A 19,300-nucleotide genomic window follows, 5' to 3' on the forward strand; every position below is an offset into this window, starting at 1 on the left:
ATCAGATACGATTTTGGAGTGCCCGGCCGGGAGGCGCGGGCACACCGGGCCTTCGGAGGTAAACGATGCCCCTGGATCCCGAGGCGCAGCGGATCATCGACCGCACCCCTGCCGAGGACCCGAGCGGCGGCGCCCCGCTGGACGTCGCGGCCATGCGGGAGGGGTTCCGCCGGATGTGGGTGGTGCCGGACGACCTTCCGCACGTGGGCTCCGTGGCCGACACCGCGATCCCCGGCCCGGCCGGCGACATCCCGGTCCGGGTCTACACCCCCGAGGGGGAGGGCCCCTTCCCGGCGTTCGTCTGGTTCCACGGAGGCGGCTGGACGATCGGCGGCCTCGACGAGAACGAGTACTCCTGCCGCGCCGTCTGCGCCGCCGCGGGCGCGGTGGTGATGTCGGTCGACTACCGGCTCGCCCCCGAGAACCCGTTCCCGGCCGCGGCCGACGACGCCTACGCCGCCGTCCGCTGGGTCGCCGAACACGGCGAGCGCATCGGCGCCGACCCGTCCCGCGTCGCCGTGGGCGGCGAGAGCGCGGGCGGCAACCTCGCCGCCGTCGTCGCGCTCAGGGCACGCGACCTCGGCGGCCCGGAACTGGCCCTGCAGGTGCTCGTCTCCCCGGTCGTCGGCCACCCCGACGACGGGCGCGCCTCCTACCGCGAGTTCGCCGAGGGCTACTTCCTCTCCAGGTCCAGCATGGACTGGTTCTTCACCACCTACCCCAGGGACGAGCGCGACCTGGAGGACCCCTACCTGCTGCCCCTGCGGGCCAAGAGCTTCGCCGGGCTGTGCCGGGCGCTCGTCCTCGAAGCCGAGTGCGACGTGCTGCGCGACGAGGGCGAGGAGTACGCCGTGCGGCTCAAGGACGCGGGCGTCCGGACCGACCTCGTCCGCTACGACGGCATGATCCACGCGTTCTTCGGCCCGCTGGCCACCGAGCTGTCGGTGGCGAGGGACGCCCAGGCCCGGACGGCCGCCGCCCTGCGCTCGGCCTTCGGCACGGACGGCGAGTGATGACCGCTCCGGCTCTCGCCCTCGACGGCGTCGCCGTGGACCGGGCCGAGGTCCCGGTCGTGCACGAGGTCACGCTGGACGCCGCCCCGGGCGCGGTCACCGTGATCCTCGGCGCGAACGGCGCCGGCAAGACGACGCTGATGGACGGCATCGCCGGCCTGGCCCCCGTCAGGTCCGGCACCATCCGGCTGGACGGCAAAGCCATCGAGAGGCTCGCCCCCTACAAGCGGGCCCGCGCCGGCCTCGGCTACGTCGAGCAGGCCCGCACCACGTTCCGCACGCTCACCGTCGAGCAGAACCTCGTCGTCTCCCAGCAGGGCGACGGCGACCTCGGCACGGTCTACCGGCTCTTCCCGGAGCTGGAGAAGAGGCGGACCCTGCAGGCCGGGTACCTGTCCGGCGGCGAGCAGCAGATGGTCGTGCTCGGCCGGGCCCTGGTCTCCGCGCCCAAGGTCGTGCTGATCGACGAGATGTCGCTCGGCCTCGCCCCGCTGGTGGTGCGCCGGCTGATGGCCACGGTCGGCGAGCTGGCCGGGATGGGCATCGCGGTCGTGCTGATCGAGCAGTTCGCGAACCTGGCGCTGGACGTCGGCTCCCGCGCCCACGTGCTGCGCAAGGGACGCGTGGTCTTCTCCGGGCCGTGCGGCGAGCTGCGCGGCGACGAACGGCGCCTGCACCGGCTCTACTTCGGCGGGCCGCCGGTGAGCGCCGCCGAGGCGGGCGGCGCCGGGGCGGCAGAGAGCGGGCTCCGATGAACCTGGTCGACAAGCGCGGCCTCGGCACCGGCCTCGGCATCGCGGTGCTCGCCTGCGCGCTGCTCCCGCTGGTGCTGCCGCCGTACTGGATCTACCTGGCGATCAGCGCGGTGATCAGCGCGGTGATCATGCAGAGCTTCGGAGTGATCGTCGGCAGGGCCGGCGTCATGTCGCTGTGCCAGATGTCGTTCGCCGCGATCGGCGCCTGGGTGATGCTGCGGCTGAACGTGGCGGACGCGCCGGGCGGCTTCTACCTGTGGCTGCTCCTCGGCGGCCTCGCCGCGGTGCCCGTCGGCGTCGCGATCGGGCTGCCCGCGCTGCGCATCCGCGGCGTCAACCTCGCCGTCGTCACCTTCGGGTTCGCGGTCAGCACCGACATCGTGCTGAACGTCAACCCGTTCCCCGGCTCGGCCGACCTGACGATGCTGGAGCGGCCCGCCCCCTTCGACACCGACGGCGGCTACTTCGTGTTCACGGTGATCGTGTTCACCGTGCTGGCCGTCGTCCTCGGGATCGTCGGCCGCACCCGGCTGGGGCTGTCCTGGTACGAGCTGCGGCACTCCGAGCGGTCCGCCGCCGCGCACGGCGTCTCGGTGGCGCGCAGCAAGCTCGCCGCCTTCGCGATCAGCGCGTTCGTCGCCGGCATCGGCGGCGGGCTGCTGGTCGGGCAGCTCAGCCTGGTGGTCCCGCAGAACTTCGCGATGGGCCAGTCCCTCGCGCTGTTCGCCGTGGCCATCATGATCGGCCCGCACCATCCGGAGGGCGCCGTGCTCGGCGGGATCTTCGGCGCGGTGATGGCGACGATCATGGAGAAGATCTCGCTGCCGCAGGACTTCGGCGGCGTGCTGTTCGGCGCCGGCGCCCTGCTCGCGCTGCGCAGCGGGCTCAGCCAGACCGACCTGACCCGGATGCGCAAGCGGGAGCGGGACGCCCGGAAGATCCTCAAGGCCGCCGAGGACGCGCCCGCCGCCGACGTGGACGAGCCGCCCCTCCCGGCGCTAGCGCCGCGTGCCGCGGGCGACGGCGCCCCGGTGCTGGCCGTGCAGGGGCTGACCGTCAGGTTCGGCGAGGTGGTGGCGCTGGACGCCGTCGACCTGACCGTCCCCGAGGGAGCGGTCGTCGGGCTCATCGGCCCGAACGGCGCCGGGAAGTCGACGTTCATCGCGGCGGTCAGCGGCTTCGTCGCGGGCTACGGCGGCACGGTCGAGCTGGCCGGGCGGCGGCTGGACGGCCTCGGCCCGAGCCGCCGCGCCGCGCTCGGCCTGCGCCGCACGTTCCAGACCACCGCGATCGCGCCCGAGCTCAGCCTGTACGACTACCTGACGATCGGCTCCGGCCGGCGGCTGCCGCGCCCGGAGGCCGACGAGCTGCTGGAGTTCTTCGGCTGCCCGCCCGGGCAGGTCCCGGTGTCCATCGTCGACGCCGGCACCCGGCGCCTCCTGGACGTCGCCGCCGCGATCGCGGCCCGGCCGAAGGTCGCCCTGCTGGACGAGCCCGCCGCCGGCCAGTCCGCCGCCGAGTCACTGCGCCTCGCCAGGCGCCTGGCGGCCGTGCCCGCGCGGTTCGGGGTGTCGGTCCTGCTCGTCGAGCACGACATGGAGCTCGTCCAGGCCACCTGCGAGCAGGTCACCGTCCTGGACTTCGGCCATGTCATCGCCTCCGGTCCCACCGGCCGGGTCCTGGAGGACCCCGCCGTCCGGGCCGCCTACCTCGGCGCCGCCGACGTCCCGGCGTCCTGACCGTTCCGTCCCCTCCACCCACCCTCCCCGCGAAGCAAGGGCCTCAGCGATGAAGCGCACATACACGACGGCGGCCGCGGCCGCGCTCGCCATCTCACTCACCGCCGCCGGCTGCCAGTCCTCCGGCGGGTCCGACGGGCCGATCAAGGTCGGTTCGATCAACGGCATCACCGGGCTCTTCCAGACCCCGGAAGTCCCGAAGGCCGTCAAGGCGGTCTTCGACGAGGTCAACGCGGCGGGCGGCATCGGCGGCCGCAAGCTGGAGCTGGTCAGCAAGGACGACGCGATGGACCCGGCCCGCGCCAGCCAGGCCGCCCGCGAGCTGATCAAGTCCGAGGGCGTGGTCGCCATGGCCGGGTCGTCCAGCGCCGTGGACTGCGGCCTCAACCGCGCCACCTACGGCAAGGAGAAGATCGTCTCGATCCCCGCGGTCGGCGTCGACCCGTCCTGCTTCACCAGCCCCAACATCGCCCCGGTGAACCCCGGCCCCTACGCGCTCACCACGGCGATGCTGTACTACGCGTCCGAGACGCTCAAGCGCGACAAGGTCTGCATCGACTACACCGTCCTGCCCGGCAGCGGCGGCGGCATCGAGAACGCCATCAAGGAGTGGACGAACCTCACCGGCAAGTCCCTCGCGCACAAGAACCTCGCCGTCGGGCAGGGCGACCCGACCCGCTACCTCGTGGCCGACAAGAACGCCGGCTGCCAGGCCGTCCTGTACAACGCGACCGTCGCGCCCTGGTTCGCGCAGGCCAGGACGCAGGGCATGCAGAACGTCGACTTCCTGCTCGCCGCCAACAGCTACACCGACGCCAACGCCAAGGTGATCCCGGCGGACATGAACGCCTACGCGGGCACCGAGTGGCAGCCCTACACCGACCCGACCCTGCCCGGCAACGAGCGCTGGGCCAAGCTCGTCGACGAGAACGGCATCCAGAAGACGGCGTTCAGCCAGGGCGCCGTCATGGCGGCGGACGTGTTCGTCCAGGTCCTCAAGAGCATCAAGGGCGACATCACCCGCGCGTCGGTCACCAAGGCGTTCAAGGACATGAAGCCGATCAACTACCCGATGGCCGGGAGCCCGTGGGTGTTCGGGCCCGGCGGCGAGCACAGCCCCATCAAGGGCAGCCAGTTCGTCAAGGCGGACAGGGGCGGCTGGAAGGTGCTGCCCGGCGGCTTCACCGTCCCGACCAAGAAGTAGCCGTCCCGCCGCCGGGCGCGCGCGGCACCCTCCGCGCGCGCCCGGCCCCACCCGGAGGTATCCGATGGTGAACTCTGTGATCGCCGGACTGACCAGCGGCGGCGGCTACGCCCTGCTCGGCCTGTGCGTCGTGCTGACCTACCGGCTCGTCGCGGTGGTCAACTTCGCGATGACGGCGGTTGGCGCCATGGGCGCCTTCGTGATGGTGTCGCTCACCGACAAGGGCCTGAACGTCTGGCCGGCCCTGCTCATCGGCGCCGCCACCGCGGCACTGCTGTCCGGGCTGCTCGGCGCCGCGCTCGTCCGCTGGTTCGCCGGGCACCGCGAGCGGACCAAGGCCGCCGTCACCGTCGCGCTCTACGTGGCGCTGACCGCGATCGGCCTGCGGCTGTTCGGCGGCAACAGCACCGGCGCGCACCGCTTCCCGTCCCCGTTCGCCGACCCCGTCTTCACGGTCGGGGGCGTGGTCGTCCCGCAGTCGGTGCTGGTGTCGCTGGGGTTCGCGCTGCTCATCACGCTCGCCGTCGGGCTCATGCTGACCCGCACGCGGCTGGGGCTGAAGCTGCAGGCGCTGTCGGAGCGGCCGAGCACCGCCGAGGTCGTCGGCATCCCCGCCCCGCGGCTCGCCGTGGGGGTCTGGGCCGGAGTCGGCGCGATCACGATGCTGGTCATCGTGCTCGTCGCGCCCCGGCTCGGCGGCGACTACGCCACCCTGGCCGGGCTGATCAGCACGGCGCTGGCCGTCGCGATGGTCGGCGCGTTCCGCAGCCTGCCGCTGACGCTCGCCGGCGGTCTCATCCTGGGCTGCCTCGAGGGCCTGTCGTCCTCCCTCAGCTCCATCCAGAAGTACCAGGGCGTCGTGCCCTTCCTGGTGATCCTCGTGCTCCTGTGGTGGCGCAGCCGCCGCGAGGTCTGGGACACCGCGCACAGCCGATAGAGAAACGAGCGAAGATGCCACAACCGGCCTCCACCAGGGCCGCCGTGCTCCGCGAGCACGGCGCCGAGCTGAGCGTCGAGGAACTGCCGCTGCCCGCCGAGTGCGAGCCCGGCGCCGCGGTCGTCCGGGTCGACTGCGCCACCCTGTGCGCGACGGACGTGCACCTGTGGTCCGGTGCGATGACGTTCCCGGAGATGCTGCCGATCGTCCTCGGCCACGAGATGATGGGGACCGTCTGCGCGGTCGGGCCCGGCACCCGCGACGCCCTCGGCCGCGACGTCAAGGTCGGCGACCGCATCGGCTGGTCGGAGTCGGTCTGCGGCCACTGCTACGGCTGCACCGTGCTGCGCAACCCCGTCGCCTGCGCCGAGCGCGGCTACGGCTTCCTCCTGCGCGCCGACCGGTTCCCCTACGCCACCGGCGGGCTCGCGGGGCACAACTACGTGACGCCCGGAGCGCTCAAGCTCGTCCTGCCGGACGACGTGAAGGACACCTGGGCGGCCTCGGCAGGGTGCGCGGTCAAGACCGTCCTGCACGCCTTCGACCGCGCCGGGGGAGTGCGGCCGGGATCGACCGTCGTCGTCCAGGGCGCGGGCGCGCTCGGGATCGTCGCCACGGCCGTGGCGAGCGTCTCCGGTGCGGGCAGGGTCATCACGATCGGCGCGCCCGATGCCCGGCTGGAGCTGGCCCGGCGCTTCGGGGCCGACCTGACCGTCGGGCTGGACGGCGACGCCGGCTCCCGCGTCGCGGCCGTCATGGAGGCCACCGAGGGCCGCGGCGCCGAGCTGGTCCTCGACCTCGCCGGGGCGCCCGGCGTGGGCGCCGAGGCGGTCGCCATGGCCGCGTTCGGCGGCCGGTTCGTCATCGTCGGCAGTACCGGCCCGCAGCCCGAGGAGCTCGCCCTCGGCGCGATCATGGGTAAGGAGCTGGACGTGCTCGGCTCGCTGAACGGCGACGTCGGCGACCTGCACCGCTCCGTCGAGTTCCTGCGCGGGTTCCAGGACCGCTTCGCCTGGGACGACCTGTTCGGCGCCCCCGGCGGCCTCGGCGACGCGTCCGGCGCGCTCGCCTCGATGGCCCGGCAGGAGCAGGTCAAGACCGTCATCAACCCCAACCGATAGGAGACCCGTGCCCACGCAGATCCCCCGCCGCCGGCTCGGCGCCGCCGGACCCGAGGCGTCCGTGCTGTCCCTCGGCTCCTGGCACACCTACGACCGGATGGACTTCGCCGACTCCGTCGCCATGGTCCGGCACGCCGTCGACTCCGGCATCGACCTCTTCGACGTCGCCGTCTACGGGATGCCCGGCCACCCGCCGGTGTTCACCGACGTGCTGTTCTCCGCGATCGTGCGCGCCGCCGGGATCGCCCGAGACGACTACCTGCTGTCCACCAAGCTGTGGCTGGAGGGGTATCCCGGGCGGTCGCTGCGCGACCAGCTCGCGGGCGCGCTGTTCCGCGTCGGCGCCGACCACGCGGACGTGGCCGTCCTCGGCGACATCCGCCGCGACGACATCGACCTGAGGCGGCTCGCCGAGGACCTCGCCGGGCTGGAGAAGGAGGGCCTCCTCGGCTGCTGGGGCGTCAACAACTGGTCGGCCACGGCGATCCGGACGATCCGCGAGCACGCGCTCGCCGCGGGCTCCCCGGGACCGCAGCTCGCGCAGCTGAAGTACAGCCCGTGCCGGCGCTCCATCCCCGACGGCGAGCCGTTCGCCGCCGTCTTCGCCGAGGGCGTGGCCATGCAGGCGTCGGACGTCCTGGAGGGCGGCATCCTCGCGGGGAACACCAGGCCGTCCCGGCAGATCGGGCGCGACCCGGGGGAGATCCGCCCCCGCATCCTGGAGGCCGCCGAGGGCATCGCCGGGCTGGGCGCCGAACTGGACGCGACGCCGGCGCAGCTGTGCATCGCGTTCACGCTCACGCATCCCGCCACCGCGACCGTCCTGTTCGGCGCGCGCGGCATGAAGCAGCTGACCGACAACATCGCGGCGCTGGACGTGCTGGAGCGCGTCGGCGCGGAGCGGCTGCGCTCCCTGATGGAGCCCTTCTGGGCGGACCGCGACGCGGTCGACCCCGAAGGTCCGTGAGCCGCGGACGGTGAGGCGCGTCCGGACCGGCGGGGGGCGGTCCGGACGCGCCTCGTCGCGCTGCCGCCCGGCCGCCGCGCGCGATCGGGACGGCACCGCCGCAACGGCTCGCGCATCGATCGGATAACGCCGTTCGGGAGCGGGCCCGGGGTCGGGGAGGATGCCGGTGCGCCCGCGCACCGCTTCGAACAGGGGGCGCGCGGCCGTCGCGGCCCCGGGAAAGCACGGACCCGCGTCCCGTGGGTTCGCGGTGGCAGGACGCCGGCCGAGGTCCCAGCATGGAAAGGATGGTCGTGGTGATTTCCGCGCCACGCAGGCGCAGGTCGCCGCCGTGGTTCGGGACGGAGACGAGGCGCGCCCTCGTCGCCGGTGCGGTGGTCGCGGGGCTGGCGCTCCTCGCGGGCTGGCCGTACTGGCGCGACCATCCGGCCGCCGCCGCGATCACGCTGGTCAGCTGCGCCGCCATCGCCGTGGTGGGCGTGCTGCTCGCGACCGGGCCGCGCACCCGCCGCACCGGGCTGCTGTTCGCGGCCGCGTCGGTGTTCTGGGCGGTCAACTGGGCCGCGAGCTGGGACGCGACCGTCGGGCCCATCATGTCGCCCTACGCCCAGGCCGACTTCTACCTCGCACTCGCCGTCGGCGTCCTGCTCTACCCCGGCGGGCGGCTGGAGTACCTGGGTGACCGGATCTGGACGGTCGTGGCGTGCGTGGTCCTGTGGGGCTGCCCCACCGCGCTGTGGGTCACGTCCGAGCCGGAGTGGGCCGCGTTCCGGGGCGAGTCGGTGTGGTGGCCCGCCCTCTACCCCGACCTGGAGGTCTTCAAGGTCGTCCTGCAGGTCTCCGCCGCGCTCTACCTCCTTCTTGCCCTCTCGTTCGCCGTCGTCCTGCTGCTGCGGCTGCCGCGGATGGGCCGGTTGCGGCGCCTCCTCGCCCTGCCCGTGACGGTCGCGATCGGGTTCGTCGGCGTCTCGGCGGCGTTCACGCAGAAGCCGATCATGGAGGCGTCGATCCCGCTGGACGACCTGCTGCACGTCTACGTGGTCCAGGGCGCGGTCGTCGTGCTCGTCCCGCTGACGCTGCTCGCCTCCGGGCTGCGGGTCCGCCTCGCGGAGCTGACCGTCGCGGGACGGATGCTCCGGCTGACCGCCCCGGTGTCGGTGGAACGGGTCCGCGACGCGTTGCGCGACGTCCTGCACGACCCGACCCTGGAGCTCTGGTTCTGGGCGCCGACGGAGGGCACCTACGTCGACACCGCCGGGCGCCCCGTCGACCTGGACCCGGACACCGGCGGCGCGGACGACGGCCCGGCGGACGACGCTCCGGCGGGCGACGGCGGGCGCTGGCGGCACCGGGTGCGCGGCGCCGCCGGGGCACCGCTCGCCGTCGTCGAGCTCGGCGGCGCGCTGCGCGACCACGGCTCCCTCGTGGAGGCCGCGCTCGTCGCGGGTGGCCGGGCACTGGAGACCGCGCAGCTCCAGGCCGGCGTGCACGCGGGTCTCGAACAGGTCAGGGCCGCCTACCGGCGCCTCGTGCGGGCCGAGACCGCCGAGCGCGCGCGGCTCGCCCGCGACCTGCACGACGGCGCGCAGCAGCGGCTGCTGGCGCTCGGCGCGATGCTCGGCACGCTGGAGGCCGTCACCGGCGACCCGGCGGTCAAGGAGCACGCCCGCGCCTGCCGCGCCGAGCTGAAGGAGGCCCTCGCGCAGTTGCGGGCGCTGGCCCGGGAGGTGCAGCCGGCGCTGCTCGTCCAGGACGGCCTCGGCCCTGCGCTGGAGGTCGTCGCCGAGCGGCTCGGCACCCGCGTCGCGCTCGACGTCACGCCGCGCCGCTTCTCCCGCGAGATCGAGTCCACGCTTTACTCCGCGCTGTGCGAGACGCTGTCGTACGCTGTCGAGCGCGCGTGTGCCACCCGGGTCTTCGTACGGGTCGGCGAGGAGGACGGGCGGGTGGTGGCCGAGGTGGGGCTCGACGGCGCCCGCCCCGGTGGCCCCGCCGATGATCCCGCCGCCGACCTGGCCGGTCCCTCCGGCCGGATCAGGGCGCTGCGCGGAGAGATGGAAGTCGGCGGCGGCCCCCGCGCGGGCATGACGGTAAGGATGGACCTGCCATGCGAGTAGCCGTGGCGGAGGACAGCGGAATCTTCCGGCAGGCTCTGGTCACCCTTCTCACCACGGTCGGGATCGAGGTGGTGGTGTCCGCGGGCTCCGGCGAGGAGCTGCTGGCCCACGTCGCCGACGACCCGCCCGACGTCGCCATCGTCGACCTGCACATGCCGCCCACGTTCACCAACGAGGGCGTCGTCGCGGCGCGCCGGCTCCTGGAGCGCCATCCCGGCCTCGGCGTCCTGGTCCTGTCGGCCTTCAACGAGACCCCGCAGGCGATGGAGCTGTTCCGCGGCAGGCCGCGCGGCGTCGGATACCTGCTGAAGGACCACGTCACGGACGTGGAGAACCTGCGCTCGGCGCTGGAGCGGGTCATCCGCGGCGAGGTCGTCATCGACCCCGACGTGGTGACCAGGCTGGTCGAGGCGCGGCACCGCGAGCAGGAGCTGTCCCGGCTGTCGGGGCGCGAGCGGGAGGTCCTGGAGCTGATGGCGGAGGGGCACTCCAACGCCGGCATCGGCAGGCGGCTGCACCTGTCCGCCCGTACGGTCGAGGACCATGTGCGGGCCATCTTCGCCAAGCTCAAGATCACCACGCCCGGCGGGCCGCCCGGTCCCCAGGACAGCAACAAGCGCGTGCTCGCCGTCCTGACCTGGCTGCGCGCCGCCGAGACCCGCTGACCGGAACCGGACACCCCGGCGCGCGGCCGCCGCCGCCACCCGCGTCCCGCGCATCGATCGGGTAACAGGCCCTCGCGCCGGACGGCGGCGGTGGGGAAAACTGCCTGTGCGAGTCCGGTCGCGTCAGGTGACCCCGGTGGTGGCCCCCGCACGCCACCGCGAGGCACCACGGGCCCGTACACGGGCTCGTGACGCGGCCGTTCCCGGCACGTTCCCATGCTCCCGGCGCCGCCCTGCGCGCACATCCGGGAAACCCCCCTTCCGGGGCGGTGGTTTCCCGGGACGACAACGGAAGGATCGCGGTGAGGCCCGTCCTCCGGTGGCCGCCGTGGCTCGGCGCACGGGTCCGCCGCGCCCTGGCCGCGGGCGCGGCGGTCGCGGGCGCGGCGCTGGCCTGCGGCTGGCCGCACTGGCGCGCCCAGCCCGCCGCCGCCGCGGTCACCCTGGTCTGCTGCGGCGGGTTCGCCGTCGCGGGCGGGCTGTTCGCGGCGGGGCGGACCGGCCGGCGCACCGGCGCGGCGTTCGTCGCCGCCGCCGCGGCGTGGGCCGTCACCTGGGCGGCGGCCTGGAACACCGGCGCGGCGCCGCTGGTGTCGGTGTTCGCGCAGTCGGTGTTCTTCGCCGCGATCGGCGTCGGCGTCCTGCTGTACCCGGCCGGGCGGCTGGAGGGCGCCGCCGCGAGGCTGTGGACCGCCGCCGCCGTCGTGATCATGGTCGGCGGGCAGGCGCTGCTGTGCGCGGTCTCCCGGCCGGCCTGGAACGGCTTCGCGGCGTCGGTGGCCTGGCCGGCGCTGCGTCCCGAGCACGAGGTGTTCCACGGCGTCCAGCGGGGACTGGCCGCCGCGATGACCCTGCTGGCCGGCGCCCTCGTGGTGATCCTGGTGGCCCGCCTGCCGCGCACGGGGCGGCTGGACCGCGCCCTCACCGTTCCCGTCGCGGTCGCCGTGACGTTCGGCGTCTCCGGCGCCCTGGTGGTGCAGAGCACGCTCATCGGCAGCGACGCGGAGCTGGCGGACGTCCTGGACGTCTACCTCTTCCAGGGCGTCTTCGCCACGGTGCTGCCGCTGGCGTTCCTCGGCACCGCGCTGCGCGCCCGGCTGGCCGAGCTGACCGTCGCCGAGCGGATGCAGCGCCTGCTCGTCGGCCCCCTCTCGGTGGCGCGCGTCCGCGACGCGCTCCGCACCGTCCTCGGCGACGGCGCCCTGGACCTGTGGATGTGGGCGGACGGCGGCTACGTCGACGTCGACGGCCGCCGCATGCGCGCCGCGCCCGCCGGAGGCGCCGCGGGACGCCGGCGGCACCGGGTCCGCACGTCCGGCGGCGAGCCCCTCGCCACCGTCGACCTCGACGCCGCGCTCGGCGACCACGAGCCGCTCGTCGAGGCGGCGCTGGTCGCGGGCGGCCGCGCGCTGGAGACCGTGCGCCTCCAGGCCGCCGCGCAGGCCAATCTGGAACGGGCGCGCGAGGCGCGCGAGCGTCTGGTGCGCATCCAGGCGGCCGAGCGCGAGCGCCTCGCCGCCGACCTGAAGCACAGCGCGCAGCAGCGGCTCCACGCCCTGGAGGAGATGCTCGCCCGGCTGGAGGACGCGGCGGCCGACCCGCGGGCCCGCGAGCAGGCCCGCACCTGCCGGCGCGAGCTGGCCGAGGCGGTCGCCGAGCTGGAGGCCCTGGCCCGCGGCATGCACCCGGCGATCCTCGCCGACGCGGGGCTGGGCCCGGCGATGGAGCTGGTCGCGGCCCGCACGGCCGTCCCCGTCCATCTCGACATGCCCGCGGGCCGGTTCCCGCCCGAGATCGAGTCGACCCTCTACTTCGCGCTCTGCGAGGCCCTCACCAACGCCGTCAAGCACGCCCGGGCCGACGCGATCCACCTGGCCGTCCGCCCGGGGCCGGACGGGATCGCCGCCGAGGTGCGCGACGACGGCGTCGGCGGCGCCGCCCCGGACCCGGGCGGCGGCCTGGCGGGCCTCACCGACCGCGTCCGCGCGCTGCGGGGCCAGGTCACCGTCGAGAGCCCGCCGGGTGAGGGCACCACGGTGCGCATCGTCCTGCCGTCCGGGGGCGGCGCCTGACCCGGCGGGCGCGCCGCGCGGTCAGGCGGGGGCGTTGCGGACGATCGGCAGGAGGTAGCGGCGGGCGAAGTCGCGCGCGCCCGCGTCGTCGAGGGGGATGTGGCCGTCCGGGGTGAGGACGAGGGAGTGCGTGAGGCGCACCAGGATCTCCGCGACGACCTCGGGGTCGACGTCCGCCGGGGCGGCGCCGAGGCGCTGCGCGGTGCGCAGCCGGCCGGCGAGGTAGCCGCGGGCGGCGGCGAGCAGGGGCCCGGCCCTGACCGTGGCGTGCGGCAGGAACAGCTCGGGCTCGACGACCATGAGGCGGGTCATGAGCCGCTGCTCGCGGCTGATGCGCAGGGCGACGGCGAACCCCTCGACGAGCCGCTCCTCCAGGGTGGGCAGCGCCGCGACGGCCTCGTCCAGTTCGGCGAAGAAGCGCCGCGCCTCCCGCAGCAGCACGCCGGTGAGGAGGTCGCCCTTGGTCGGGAAGCGGCGGTAGATCGTGGCGCGGCCGAGGCCGGACTCGCGCGCGACGTCGTCCATGGTGGTGCGGCGCGGCCCGTAGGTCTCGAAGGACCGCAGGGCGGCGTCCAGGATGCGGTCGGTCCGCGGCTCGCTCTGCGGGCCGCCGGTGAGCAGGCTCCGCAGGAGTTCGTCGTCGCTCGTCATCGTGCGGCCGACTCTAGCCGCCACGCGCCCGCCCGGCCGAGCGACGGCGCGGGGCGGGGGAGTCGGGGCGTCGCATGGGCCCTCGCCGGTGGTGAGTGAGGGCGGGGGCAAGGGCCCGGGGTGCGGACGGCGGGTTCAGCGTGCGGAGAGAGCGTCGAGGGCCTGCTCGGTGGTCGGGTGTGCGATGAGGTGCCGGTCCAGGCCGCTGCGTTCGATGATCGTGCGGAACCGGCGCTCCGGGCGGGCCAGGACGAGCTCGCCCCCGGCCCCGTGGGCGGCCTTCCACAGGGTGATCATCGCGTTCAGTCCCGAGGAGTCGCAGAAGCTCACCTCGCCCACGTCCAGGACGATCAGCGGCGGACCGCTCATGGCCCGCATGTCGGCCAGGACGTGCTCGCGCAGCGCGTCGGCCGTCAGGATCGTGAGCTCTCCCTCCGCCTCGACCAGCAGGCAGGGCCCGCGGACGTCGCTGCGGACCCGCAACGGATCGATGGGGGTTCCCTCCGGCGTCTCGCCGGCTCCGATGGACATGACGATCACCTCCCGTAGTCACAAGATTGCGCAAGACTGCGGAGTACCCATGAAAGGGGAGGTCATGCGGGTTCCCGGGCGGACCTGCCGGCGCCCGCCCGGAAACCCCCGAGGGCGAAGGTCAGGCGACGTCGCGGCGGCGGAACGCGGCCAGCCCGGCCGCCGCCAGGACGGCCGCCACCGCGGTGAGCGCGAGGAGGGGGAGCGGGTCGGCGCCGGCGCCGGGCAGCTTCGGGGTGTGGGTGAAGGGGGACAGGTCCATCACCGCCTGCGGGAGGCCCAGCAGCGGCCCCACCTGGCCGAGGAGCAGGAAGACCGCGAGGACGCCCCATGCGGCGGACGTCGCGCGGGGGAGTGCCCCGAACAGCAGCATCGCGGCCGCGGCGACGACCCAGACCGACGGGAGCTGGGCCAGCGCCGCGCCGAGCTGGCGGGGGAGCTGACCGGCCAGGTCGCCCGATCGGGCGCCGTGGACCAGGCCCACGGCCAGCCCGGTGGCGGTGAGCATGACCACCGTCCCCGCGACGGTGCCGGCCAGGGCGGCGACGGCCCAGCGGGTGCGGCCGACGGCGGTCGCGAGGACGGGCTCCAGGCGCCCGCCGCTCTCCTCCGCGCGCAGCCGCAGGACGCTCTGCACCGCGTAGGCGGCGGTGAACAGCGCCATGAGACCCATGGCCGTGGCGAGGAACGCGTCCGCGACGTCCTGCTGGCCCCCCATCTTGCGGATGTCGTTCAGGACGGCGTCGCTTCCGTTGACCAGGTCGCCGACGCCGTCCGCGACGCCGCCGATGGCCAGCCCGTACACCAGGAACCCGGCGGCCCAGCCGAGCAGCGTCCCGCGTTGGAGCCGCCACCACAGGGTGAACGGGCCGCGCAGGGACTGCGGGGCGTGCGCGGGGCCGAGGGACGGCGCGAGGATCCCGGCGCCGAGGTCGCGGCGCTCGGTCAGCAGGTAGGCGGCGGCGACCAGCAGCACGAACGCGGCGAGAGGGAGCAGCAGGACGGCCCACTGCTCGTCCGCGCACGGGCGGAGGCGCTGCGCCCAGCCGATCGGCGACAGCCACGACAGCCAGTGCGCCGAGCCCGCGTCGGCCACGGCGCGCAGCAGGTAGGCCGCGCCGAGGACGGCGAGCGCCAGCCCGTTGGCCAGGCGCGAGGTCTCGGCGAGCTGGGCCGTGAGCGCCGCGACGCCCGAGAACACCAGCCCGGCGCCGAACCAGGACAGCCCGAACGCGACCGAGCCGGCCACCGGCAGCCCGAACAGGATCATGACGAGGGCGGCCGCGGCGGCCAGGGTCCCGGCGGCGGTCACGGCGGTCAGGAGCGCCGCGGTGAGCGGCGCGCGGCGCCCGACGGCGGCGGCGCCGACCAGCTCCAGCCGGCCGGCCTCCTCCTCGGCCCGCGTGTGCCGGACGACGAGCAGGACGCACATCACCGCGGTGAACGCGGCGCCGGTCGCGCCGACCCGCCACGCGCTGAGCCCCGCGACGCTGCCGTCGTTCAGGACGGGCCCGTAGAGCGCCCGCGTGGACGGGTTGTCGTTGATGCCGCGCGCGAAGCCCGCGAGCGCCGAGGGCGTGTCGTACTCGTGCTTGAGGCTGTAGACGGTGCTGGAGACGAGCGCGGTGAGCCCGTAGATCCAGGCCGGCATCATGACGCGGTCGCGGCGCAGCCAGCTCTTCAGCAGCATGCCGGTGCCGGTGAGGCCGCCGTCGCGGCCGGCGGCCCACGCCGGGGCGTGCAGGGTCGTGGCGGTCATCTGGCGGTCTCCCTGGCGAGGTCGTCCTCGTAGTGGCGCAGGAACAGCTCTTCGAGCGTGGGCGGCCGGCTCGACAGGGTCCGCACGCCGATCCGGGTGAGCTCCTTGAGCGCGGCGTCCAGCTCGGGGGTGTCGACCTCGAACGTGATGGTGTTGCCGTCGATGCGGACGTCGTGCGCCCCCGGCAGCGGGACGCCGTCCGGGGCCGCGGCGAGCTCGGCGTGGATGGACGTGCGCGTCAGGTGCCGCAGCTCGTCGAGCGTGCCGGTCTCGACCGTCCGGCCCTTGCGGATGATGGTGACGCGGTCGCAGAGCGCCTCGACCTCGCTGAGGATGTGGCTGGACAGCAGGACGGTGCGCCCGTCGCGCCTCTCCTCCCGCACGCACTCCTGGAAGACCTCCTCCATGAGCGGATCGAGGCCGGAGGTCGGCTCGTCGAGGATGAGCAGCTCCGCGTCGGACGCGAACGCCGCGACGAGGGCGACCTTCTGCCGGTTGCCCTTGGAGTAGGCGCGGCCCTTCTTCTTCGGGTCGAGCTCGAAGCGGTCGAGGAGCTCGTCCCGCCGGTTCCCGTCGAGCCCGCCGCGCAGCCGCCCGAGCAGGTCGATGACCTCGCCGCCGGACAGGTTCGGCCACAGCGTGACGTCGCCCGGGACGTAGGCGATGCGGCGGTGCAGGGCGGTGGCGTCGCGCCACGGGTCGCCGCCGAGCAGGCTCGCGTCCCCGGAGTCGGCGCGCATCAGCCCGAGCAGGACGCGGATGGTCGTGGACTTCCCGGCGCCGTTGGGGCCGAGGAACCCGTGCACCTCGCCGGTCGCCACGCGCAGGTCGAGGCCGTCGAGCGCGCGCGTCGGGCCGAACGTCTTGACCAGGCCCTCGGCCCGGACCACGTCATTCATCGTCGTCTCCCTTGAGACCGGCCTCGTACTGGTCCATCGCCGCGTGGGCGCGCGCGACGGTCTCCCGTTCGAGCAGGCGGTCGTCGAAGATCTCCAGGACCGCGCGGCGCAGCCGGAGCGACCCCTCGGGGGTGAAGGTGTCGGCGCCGAGGACCCGGCTGAGGTGCTGGTGCAGCACCTCGATCCCCGTCGTCATCGCGACGATCGCGGCGGCGTAGGCCCGCGCGTCGCGGGTGGTGGGCGCGAAGGTTCCGGGCGGCGGGTCCGCCATGTACCGCTCGGTCACCGCGACCAGGTCGTCGAACATGCGGGCCGCCGCCGCCGAGCCGTCGACGAGCGCGCGTGCCAGGTAGCGCCGCACGGGAAGGTCGGCCTGGACGGCCGCGGCCAGGAAACCGGGGTCGCCCATCGCCCGGCCGGCGGACGTCGAGCTGAGGTCGCGGACCGTGTCGAGCGCGTAGGCGTCGCACGCCTCGCGCAGTTCCTCCTTCGAGCCGAAGTGGTGCTGGACGAGCCCCACCGAGACCCCGGCGGCCTCGGCGATCCCGCGGAACGTCGCGCCCCTCATGCCGTGCTCGGCGAACTGCAGCAGCGCCACGTCACGGATCTTGGCCCGCGCCGTCAGGTCCTCGGGCGCCGGGCCCGCGGCGGTCCTCGCCATTCTCGCCTCCAATACAGATGTCCGGCTTCCAATATGTATGTATACCATACGTCTGTATTGGCGACGGGTGCGAGAGGGCGCGGCAGGGATTGAGGGAGTGAGTTAGCTTAGGCTAGCCTTACTTCGTGGTTTCCCCCGCGCGAGAACGCCCGCCGAAATCCCCGGAACGGCAGGGGCCGTCGCGCGGCGCGCATCCCTTCGGGACGGCCCTGCTCGCGGCGGCGCTGCTGCTGACGGTCGCGGCCAGCCTCGCGATCGGCGCCGGTGACGTCCCGATCGCGGACGTGCTTCCCGGGGTGTTCTCCCCGGACGACGGCTCCCGGGCGCAGCTGATCGTCCACGAGCTGCGCCTGCCCCGTACCCTCCTCGGCGTCGCCGTCGGCATGGCGCTCGGGCTGGCGGGCGCGGTGATGCAGGCGCTCACCCGCAACCCGCTCGCCGAACCGGGACTGCTCGGCGTGAACGGCGGCGCGGCCCTCGCGGTCGTCCTCGTCATCGCCGCGTTCCGCGTCGACGACCTGCTCGTCTACGTGTGGGCCGCGTTCGCCGGGGCGGCGGGCGCGGCGGTCCTCGTCCACCTGATCGGCGCCCGGGGCCGCGGCGGCGCCTCCCCGGCGCGGCTGGTGCTCGCCGGGGCCGCCGTGAACGCCGTCTTCAGCGCGATGACGGCCGGCGTGATGCTCTTCACCCCGCGCACCTTCGGCGGCTTCCGGTTCTGGCAGGTCGGTTCGCTCGGCGGCCGCGACATGCCGGTCTTCCTGCGCGTCCTGCCGTTCATCGTCGCCGGGACGCTGCTGGCGCTGGCGCTCGCCCGCCCGCTCAACGCCCTCGGCCTCGGCGACGATGCGGGCCGCGCCCTCGGCTCCAGCCCCGGCCGGACGAGGGCGCTCGGGGCCCTCGCGGTGGTGCTGCTGTGCGGGGCCGCGACGGCGGCGGCCGGGCCCGTCACGTTCCTCGGGCTGGCCGTCCCCTTCGTCGTCCGGACGGCGGTCGGCCCGGACCAGCGGCTCGTCCTGCCCTACTCGCTGCTCCTGGCGCCCGTCCTGCTGCTCGGCGCCGACATCCTCGGCCGCGTCGTCGCGCCCGGAGAGCTGGAGACCGGCATCGTCACCGCGTTCCTCGGGGCGCCGCTGTTCGCGGTGATGGTCCGCAGGGGGAGGACGCGCGACCTATGAGAGTCATCCGTGCGGCCGGGGTGTCGCTGCGATGGGAGCCGCGCACGGCGGCGGTCTGCGGCGTGCTGGCGGCGGTGGCCGCCTGCGCGGCCGTCCTCGTGGTCGGCTCCGGTGAGTTCCCCATCGCGCCGCCGGACGTGGTGCGCGTCCTGCTCGGCCGGGGAGACCAGGCCACCGAGTTCATCGTCACGACCCTGCGCCTGCCCCGCGCCGTCACCGGCCTGCTCGCCGGTCTGGCGCTCGGCCTGTCCGGGGCGATCTTCCAGAGCATCTCCCGCAACCCCCTCGGCAGCCCCGACCTCATCGGCTTCACGACCGGGTCGGCGACGGGCGCGCTGCTGCAGATCCTGGTGTTCGGCGGCGGCGCGGTCGCGATCACCGCCAGTTCGGTCGCGGGCGCGGTGCTGACCGCGCTCGCGGTGTACCTGGTGGCCTACCGCCGGGGCGGCGGCGTGCACGGCGTCCGGCTCGTGCTGATCGGCGTCGCGGCGGCGGCGATGCTGGAGGCGCTCAACTCCTACCTCATCACCCGCGCCGAACTGCGCGACGCCTACGAGGCCGCGTTCTGGCTCACCGGCAGCCTCAACGGGAGGGACTGGAGCCAGGCCGTCCCGCTCGCGCTCGCGCTGGCCGTGCTCGTCCCCGCGGCGCTGCTGCCGGCCCGGTCGCTCGGCATGGGCGAGCTCGGCGACGACGCCGCGCGGGCGCTCGGCGTGCCCGTCCAGCGGACGCGGGCGCTGCTGACGGTCGCCGGGGTGGGGCTCGTCGCGGCGGCGACCGCGGCGGCAGGGCCCGTCCCGTTCGTGGCGCTCGCCGCGCCGCAGCTCGCCCGGCGGCTGACCCGCCGCCCCGGCGCGCAGCTGCTGCCCGCCGCGCTGACCGGGGCCGCGCTGCTGGCGAGCGCGGACCTCGTCGCGCTGCACCTGCCGGTCGCGGTGCCGGTCGGCGTCGTCACCGGCGTCCTCGGCGGCGCGTACCTGGCGTGGCTGCTGTCGGTGCCCGGGCGGCGTTGACGGAGCGGATCACCACAATTA

At 74.8% G+C, this 19,300-nt stretch carries 17 protein-coding genes; 12 read left to right on the forward strand and 5 right to left on the reverse strand.

The genetic code is table 11. The features are described 5' to 3' along the window. Nucleotides 1–65: 65 nt before the first annotated feature. The 10 genes from lipP1 to BJY14_RS41430 all read left to right on the forward strand — a co-directional run bounded on the left by lipP1 (nucleotide 66) and on the right by BJY14_RS41430 (nucleotide 12,590). On the forward strand, nucleotides 66–1,013 hold the full coding sequence (lipP1, locus tag BJY14_RS41385; protein WP_179848573.1) for a LipP1 family hormone-sensitive lipase: 948 nt from the start codon (nucleotides 66–68) through the stop codon (nucleotides 1,011–1,013). Beyond that, complete coding sequence (locus tag BJY14_RS41390) at nucleotides 1,013–1,768, forward strand: ABC transporter ATP-binding protein (RefSeq protein WP_179848574.1); 756 nt, start codon at nucleotides 1,013–1,015, stop codon at nucleotides 1,766–1,768. Before lipP1 ends, BJY14_RS41390 begins: the two co-directional genes overlap by 1 nt. After that, nucleotides 1,765–3,507 carry a branched-chain amino acid ABC transporter ATP-binding protein/permease gene (locus BJY14_RS41395; protein ID WP_179848575.1) on the forward strand — a complete coding sequence of 581 codons (1,743 nt, stop codon included), beginning with the start codon at nucleotides 1,765–1,767 and terminating at the stop codon, nucleotides 3,505–3,507. Before BJY14_RS41390 ends, BJY14_RS41395 begins: the two co-directional genes overlap by 4 nt. A 49-nt stretch (nucleotides 3,508–3,556) precedes the next feature. After that, entirely contained in the window at nucleotides 3,557–4,711 is a 1,155-nt protein-coding gene (locus tag BJY14_RS41400) for an ABC transporter substrate-binding protein (RefSeq protein WP_179848576.1), read from the forward strand. Nucleotides 4,712–4,775: 64 nt separating this feature from the next. Next, nucleotides 4,776–5,648, forward strand: a complete 873-nt coding sequence (locus tag BJY14_RS41405) for a branched-chain amino acid ABC transporter permease (RefSeq protein ID WP_179848577.1) — start codon at nucleotides 4,776–4,778, stop codon at nucleotides 5,646–5,648. 14 nt (nucleotides 5,649–5,662) lie between these two features. Beyond that, nucleotides 5,663–6,769, forward strand: a complete 1,107-nt coding sequence (locus BJY14_RS41410; protein WP_179848578.1) for a zinc-binding dehydrogenase — start codon at nucleotides 5,663–5,665, stop codon at nucleotides 6,767–6,769. Nucleotides 6,770–6,776: 7 nt separating this feature from the next. Continuing rightward, entirely contained in the window at nucleotides 6,777–7,736 is a 960-nt protein-coding gene (locus BJY14_RS41415; RefSeq protein ID WP_179848579.1) for an aldo/keto reductase, read from the forward strand. Between the two features lie 296 nt (nucleotides 7,737–8,032). After that, nucleotides 8,033–9,853: a histidine kinase gene (locus BJY14_RS47570; protein ID WP_179848580.1), complete on the forward strand. Its 1,821-nt coding sequence runs from the start codon at nucleotides 8,033–8,035 to the stop codon at nucleotides 9,851–9,853. Further along, nucleotides 9,844–10,518: a response regulator transcription factor gene (locus BJY14_RS41425; RefSeq protein WP_179848581.1), complete on the forward strand. Its 675-nt coding sequence runs from the start codon at nucleotides 9,844–9,846 to the stop codon at nucleotides 10,516–10,518. The genes BJY14_RS47570 and BJY14_RS41425 overlap by 10 nt, the downstream gene beginning before the upstream one ends. Nucleotides 10,519–10,820: 302 nt before the next feature. Further along, nucleotides 10,821–12,590, forward strand: coding sequence for an ATP-binding protein (locus tag BJY14_RS41430; RefSeq protein ID WP_179848582.1), 1,770 nt, complete (start codon nucleotides 10,821–10,823; stop codon nucleotides 12,588–12,590). A gap of 21 nt (nucleotides 12,591–12,611) precedes the next feature. Here the strand turns inward: BJY14_RS41430 and BJY14_RS41435 are convergent, their stop codons facing one another. The 5 genes from BJY14_RS41435 to BJY14_RS41455 form a co-directional block, all read right to left on the reverse strand. Continuing rightward, nucleotides 12,612–13,241: a TetR/AcrR family transcriptional regulator gene (locus tag BJY14_RS41435; protein WP_179848583.1), complete on the reverse strand. Its 630-nt coding sequence runs from the start codon at nucleotides 13,239–13,241 to the stop codon at nucleotides 12,612–12,614. Between the two features lie 135 nt (nucleotides 13,242–13,376). Next, nucleotides 13,377–13,772, reverse strand: coding sequence for an STAS domain-containing protein (locus tag BJY14_RS41440; protein WP_179848584.1), 396 nt, complete (start codon nucleotides 13,770–13,772; stop codon nucleotides 13,377–13,379). A gap of 121 nt (nucleotides 13,773–13,893) precedes the next feature. Then, a complete protein-coding gene (locus BJY14_RS41445; RefSeq protein WP_179848585.1) occupies nucleotides 13,894–15,531 on the reverse strand; it encodes an ABC transporter permease in 1,638 nt (545 codons plus the stop codon). Beyond that, nucleotides 15,528–16,430, reverse strand: a complete 903-nt coding sequence (locus BJY14_RS41450) for an ABC transporter ATP-binding protein (protein ID WP_179848586.1) — start codon at nucleotides 16,428–16,430, stop codon at nucleotides 15,528–15,530. Before BJY14_RS41450 ends, BJY14_RS41445 begins: the two co-directional genes overlap by 4 nt. Next, entirely contained in the window at nucleotides 16,423–17,091 is a 669-nt protein-coding gene (locus tag BJY14_RS41455; protein ID WP_179848587.1) for a TetR/AcrR family transcriptional regulator, read from the reverse strand. The genes BJY14_RS41450 and BJY14_RS41455 overlap by 8 nt, the downstream gene beginning before the upstream one ends. A gap of 125 nt (nucleotides 17,092–17,216) precedes the next feature. Here BJY14_RS41455 and BJY14_RS41460 point away from each other — a divergent pair, with 125 nt between their 5' ends. Then, a complete protein-coding gene (locus BJY14_RS41460) occupies nucleotides 17,217–18,266 on the forward strand; it encodes a FecCD family ABC transporter permease (RefSeq protein ID WP_179848588.1) in 1,050 nt (349 codons plus the stop codon). Beyond that, nucleotides 18,263–19,279, forward strand: a complete 1,017-nt coding sequence (locus BJY14_RS41465; RefSeq protein WP_179848589.1) for a FecCD family ABC transporter permease — start codon at nucleotides 18,263–18,265, stop codon at nucleotides 19,277–19,279. Before BJY14_RS41460 ends, BJY14_RS41465 begins: the two co-directional genes overlap by 4 nt. The last annotated feature ends 21 nt before the right edge of the window (nucleotides 19,280–19,300 follow it).

The sequence above is a fragment of the Actinomadura luteofluorescens genome, assembly GCF_013409365.1.
In the GTDB taxonomy this organism is placed as follows: Bacteria; Actinomycetota; Actinomycetes; order Streptosporangiales; family Streptosporangiaceae; genus Spirillospora; species Spirillospora luteofluorescens.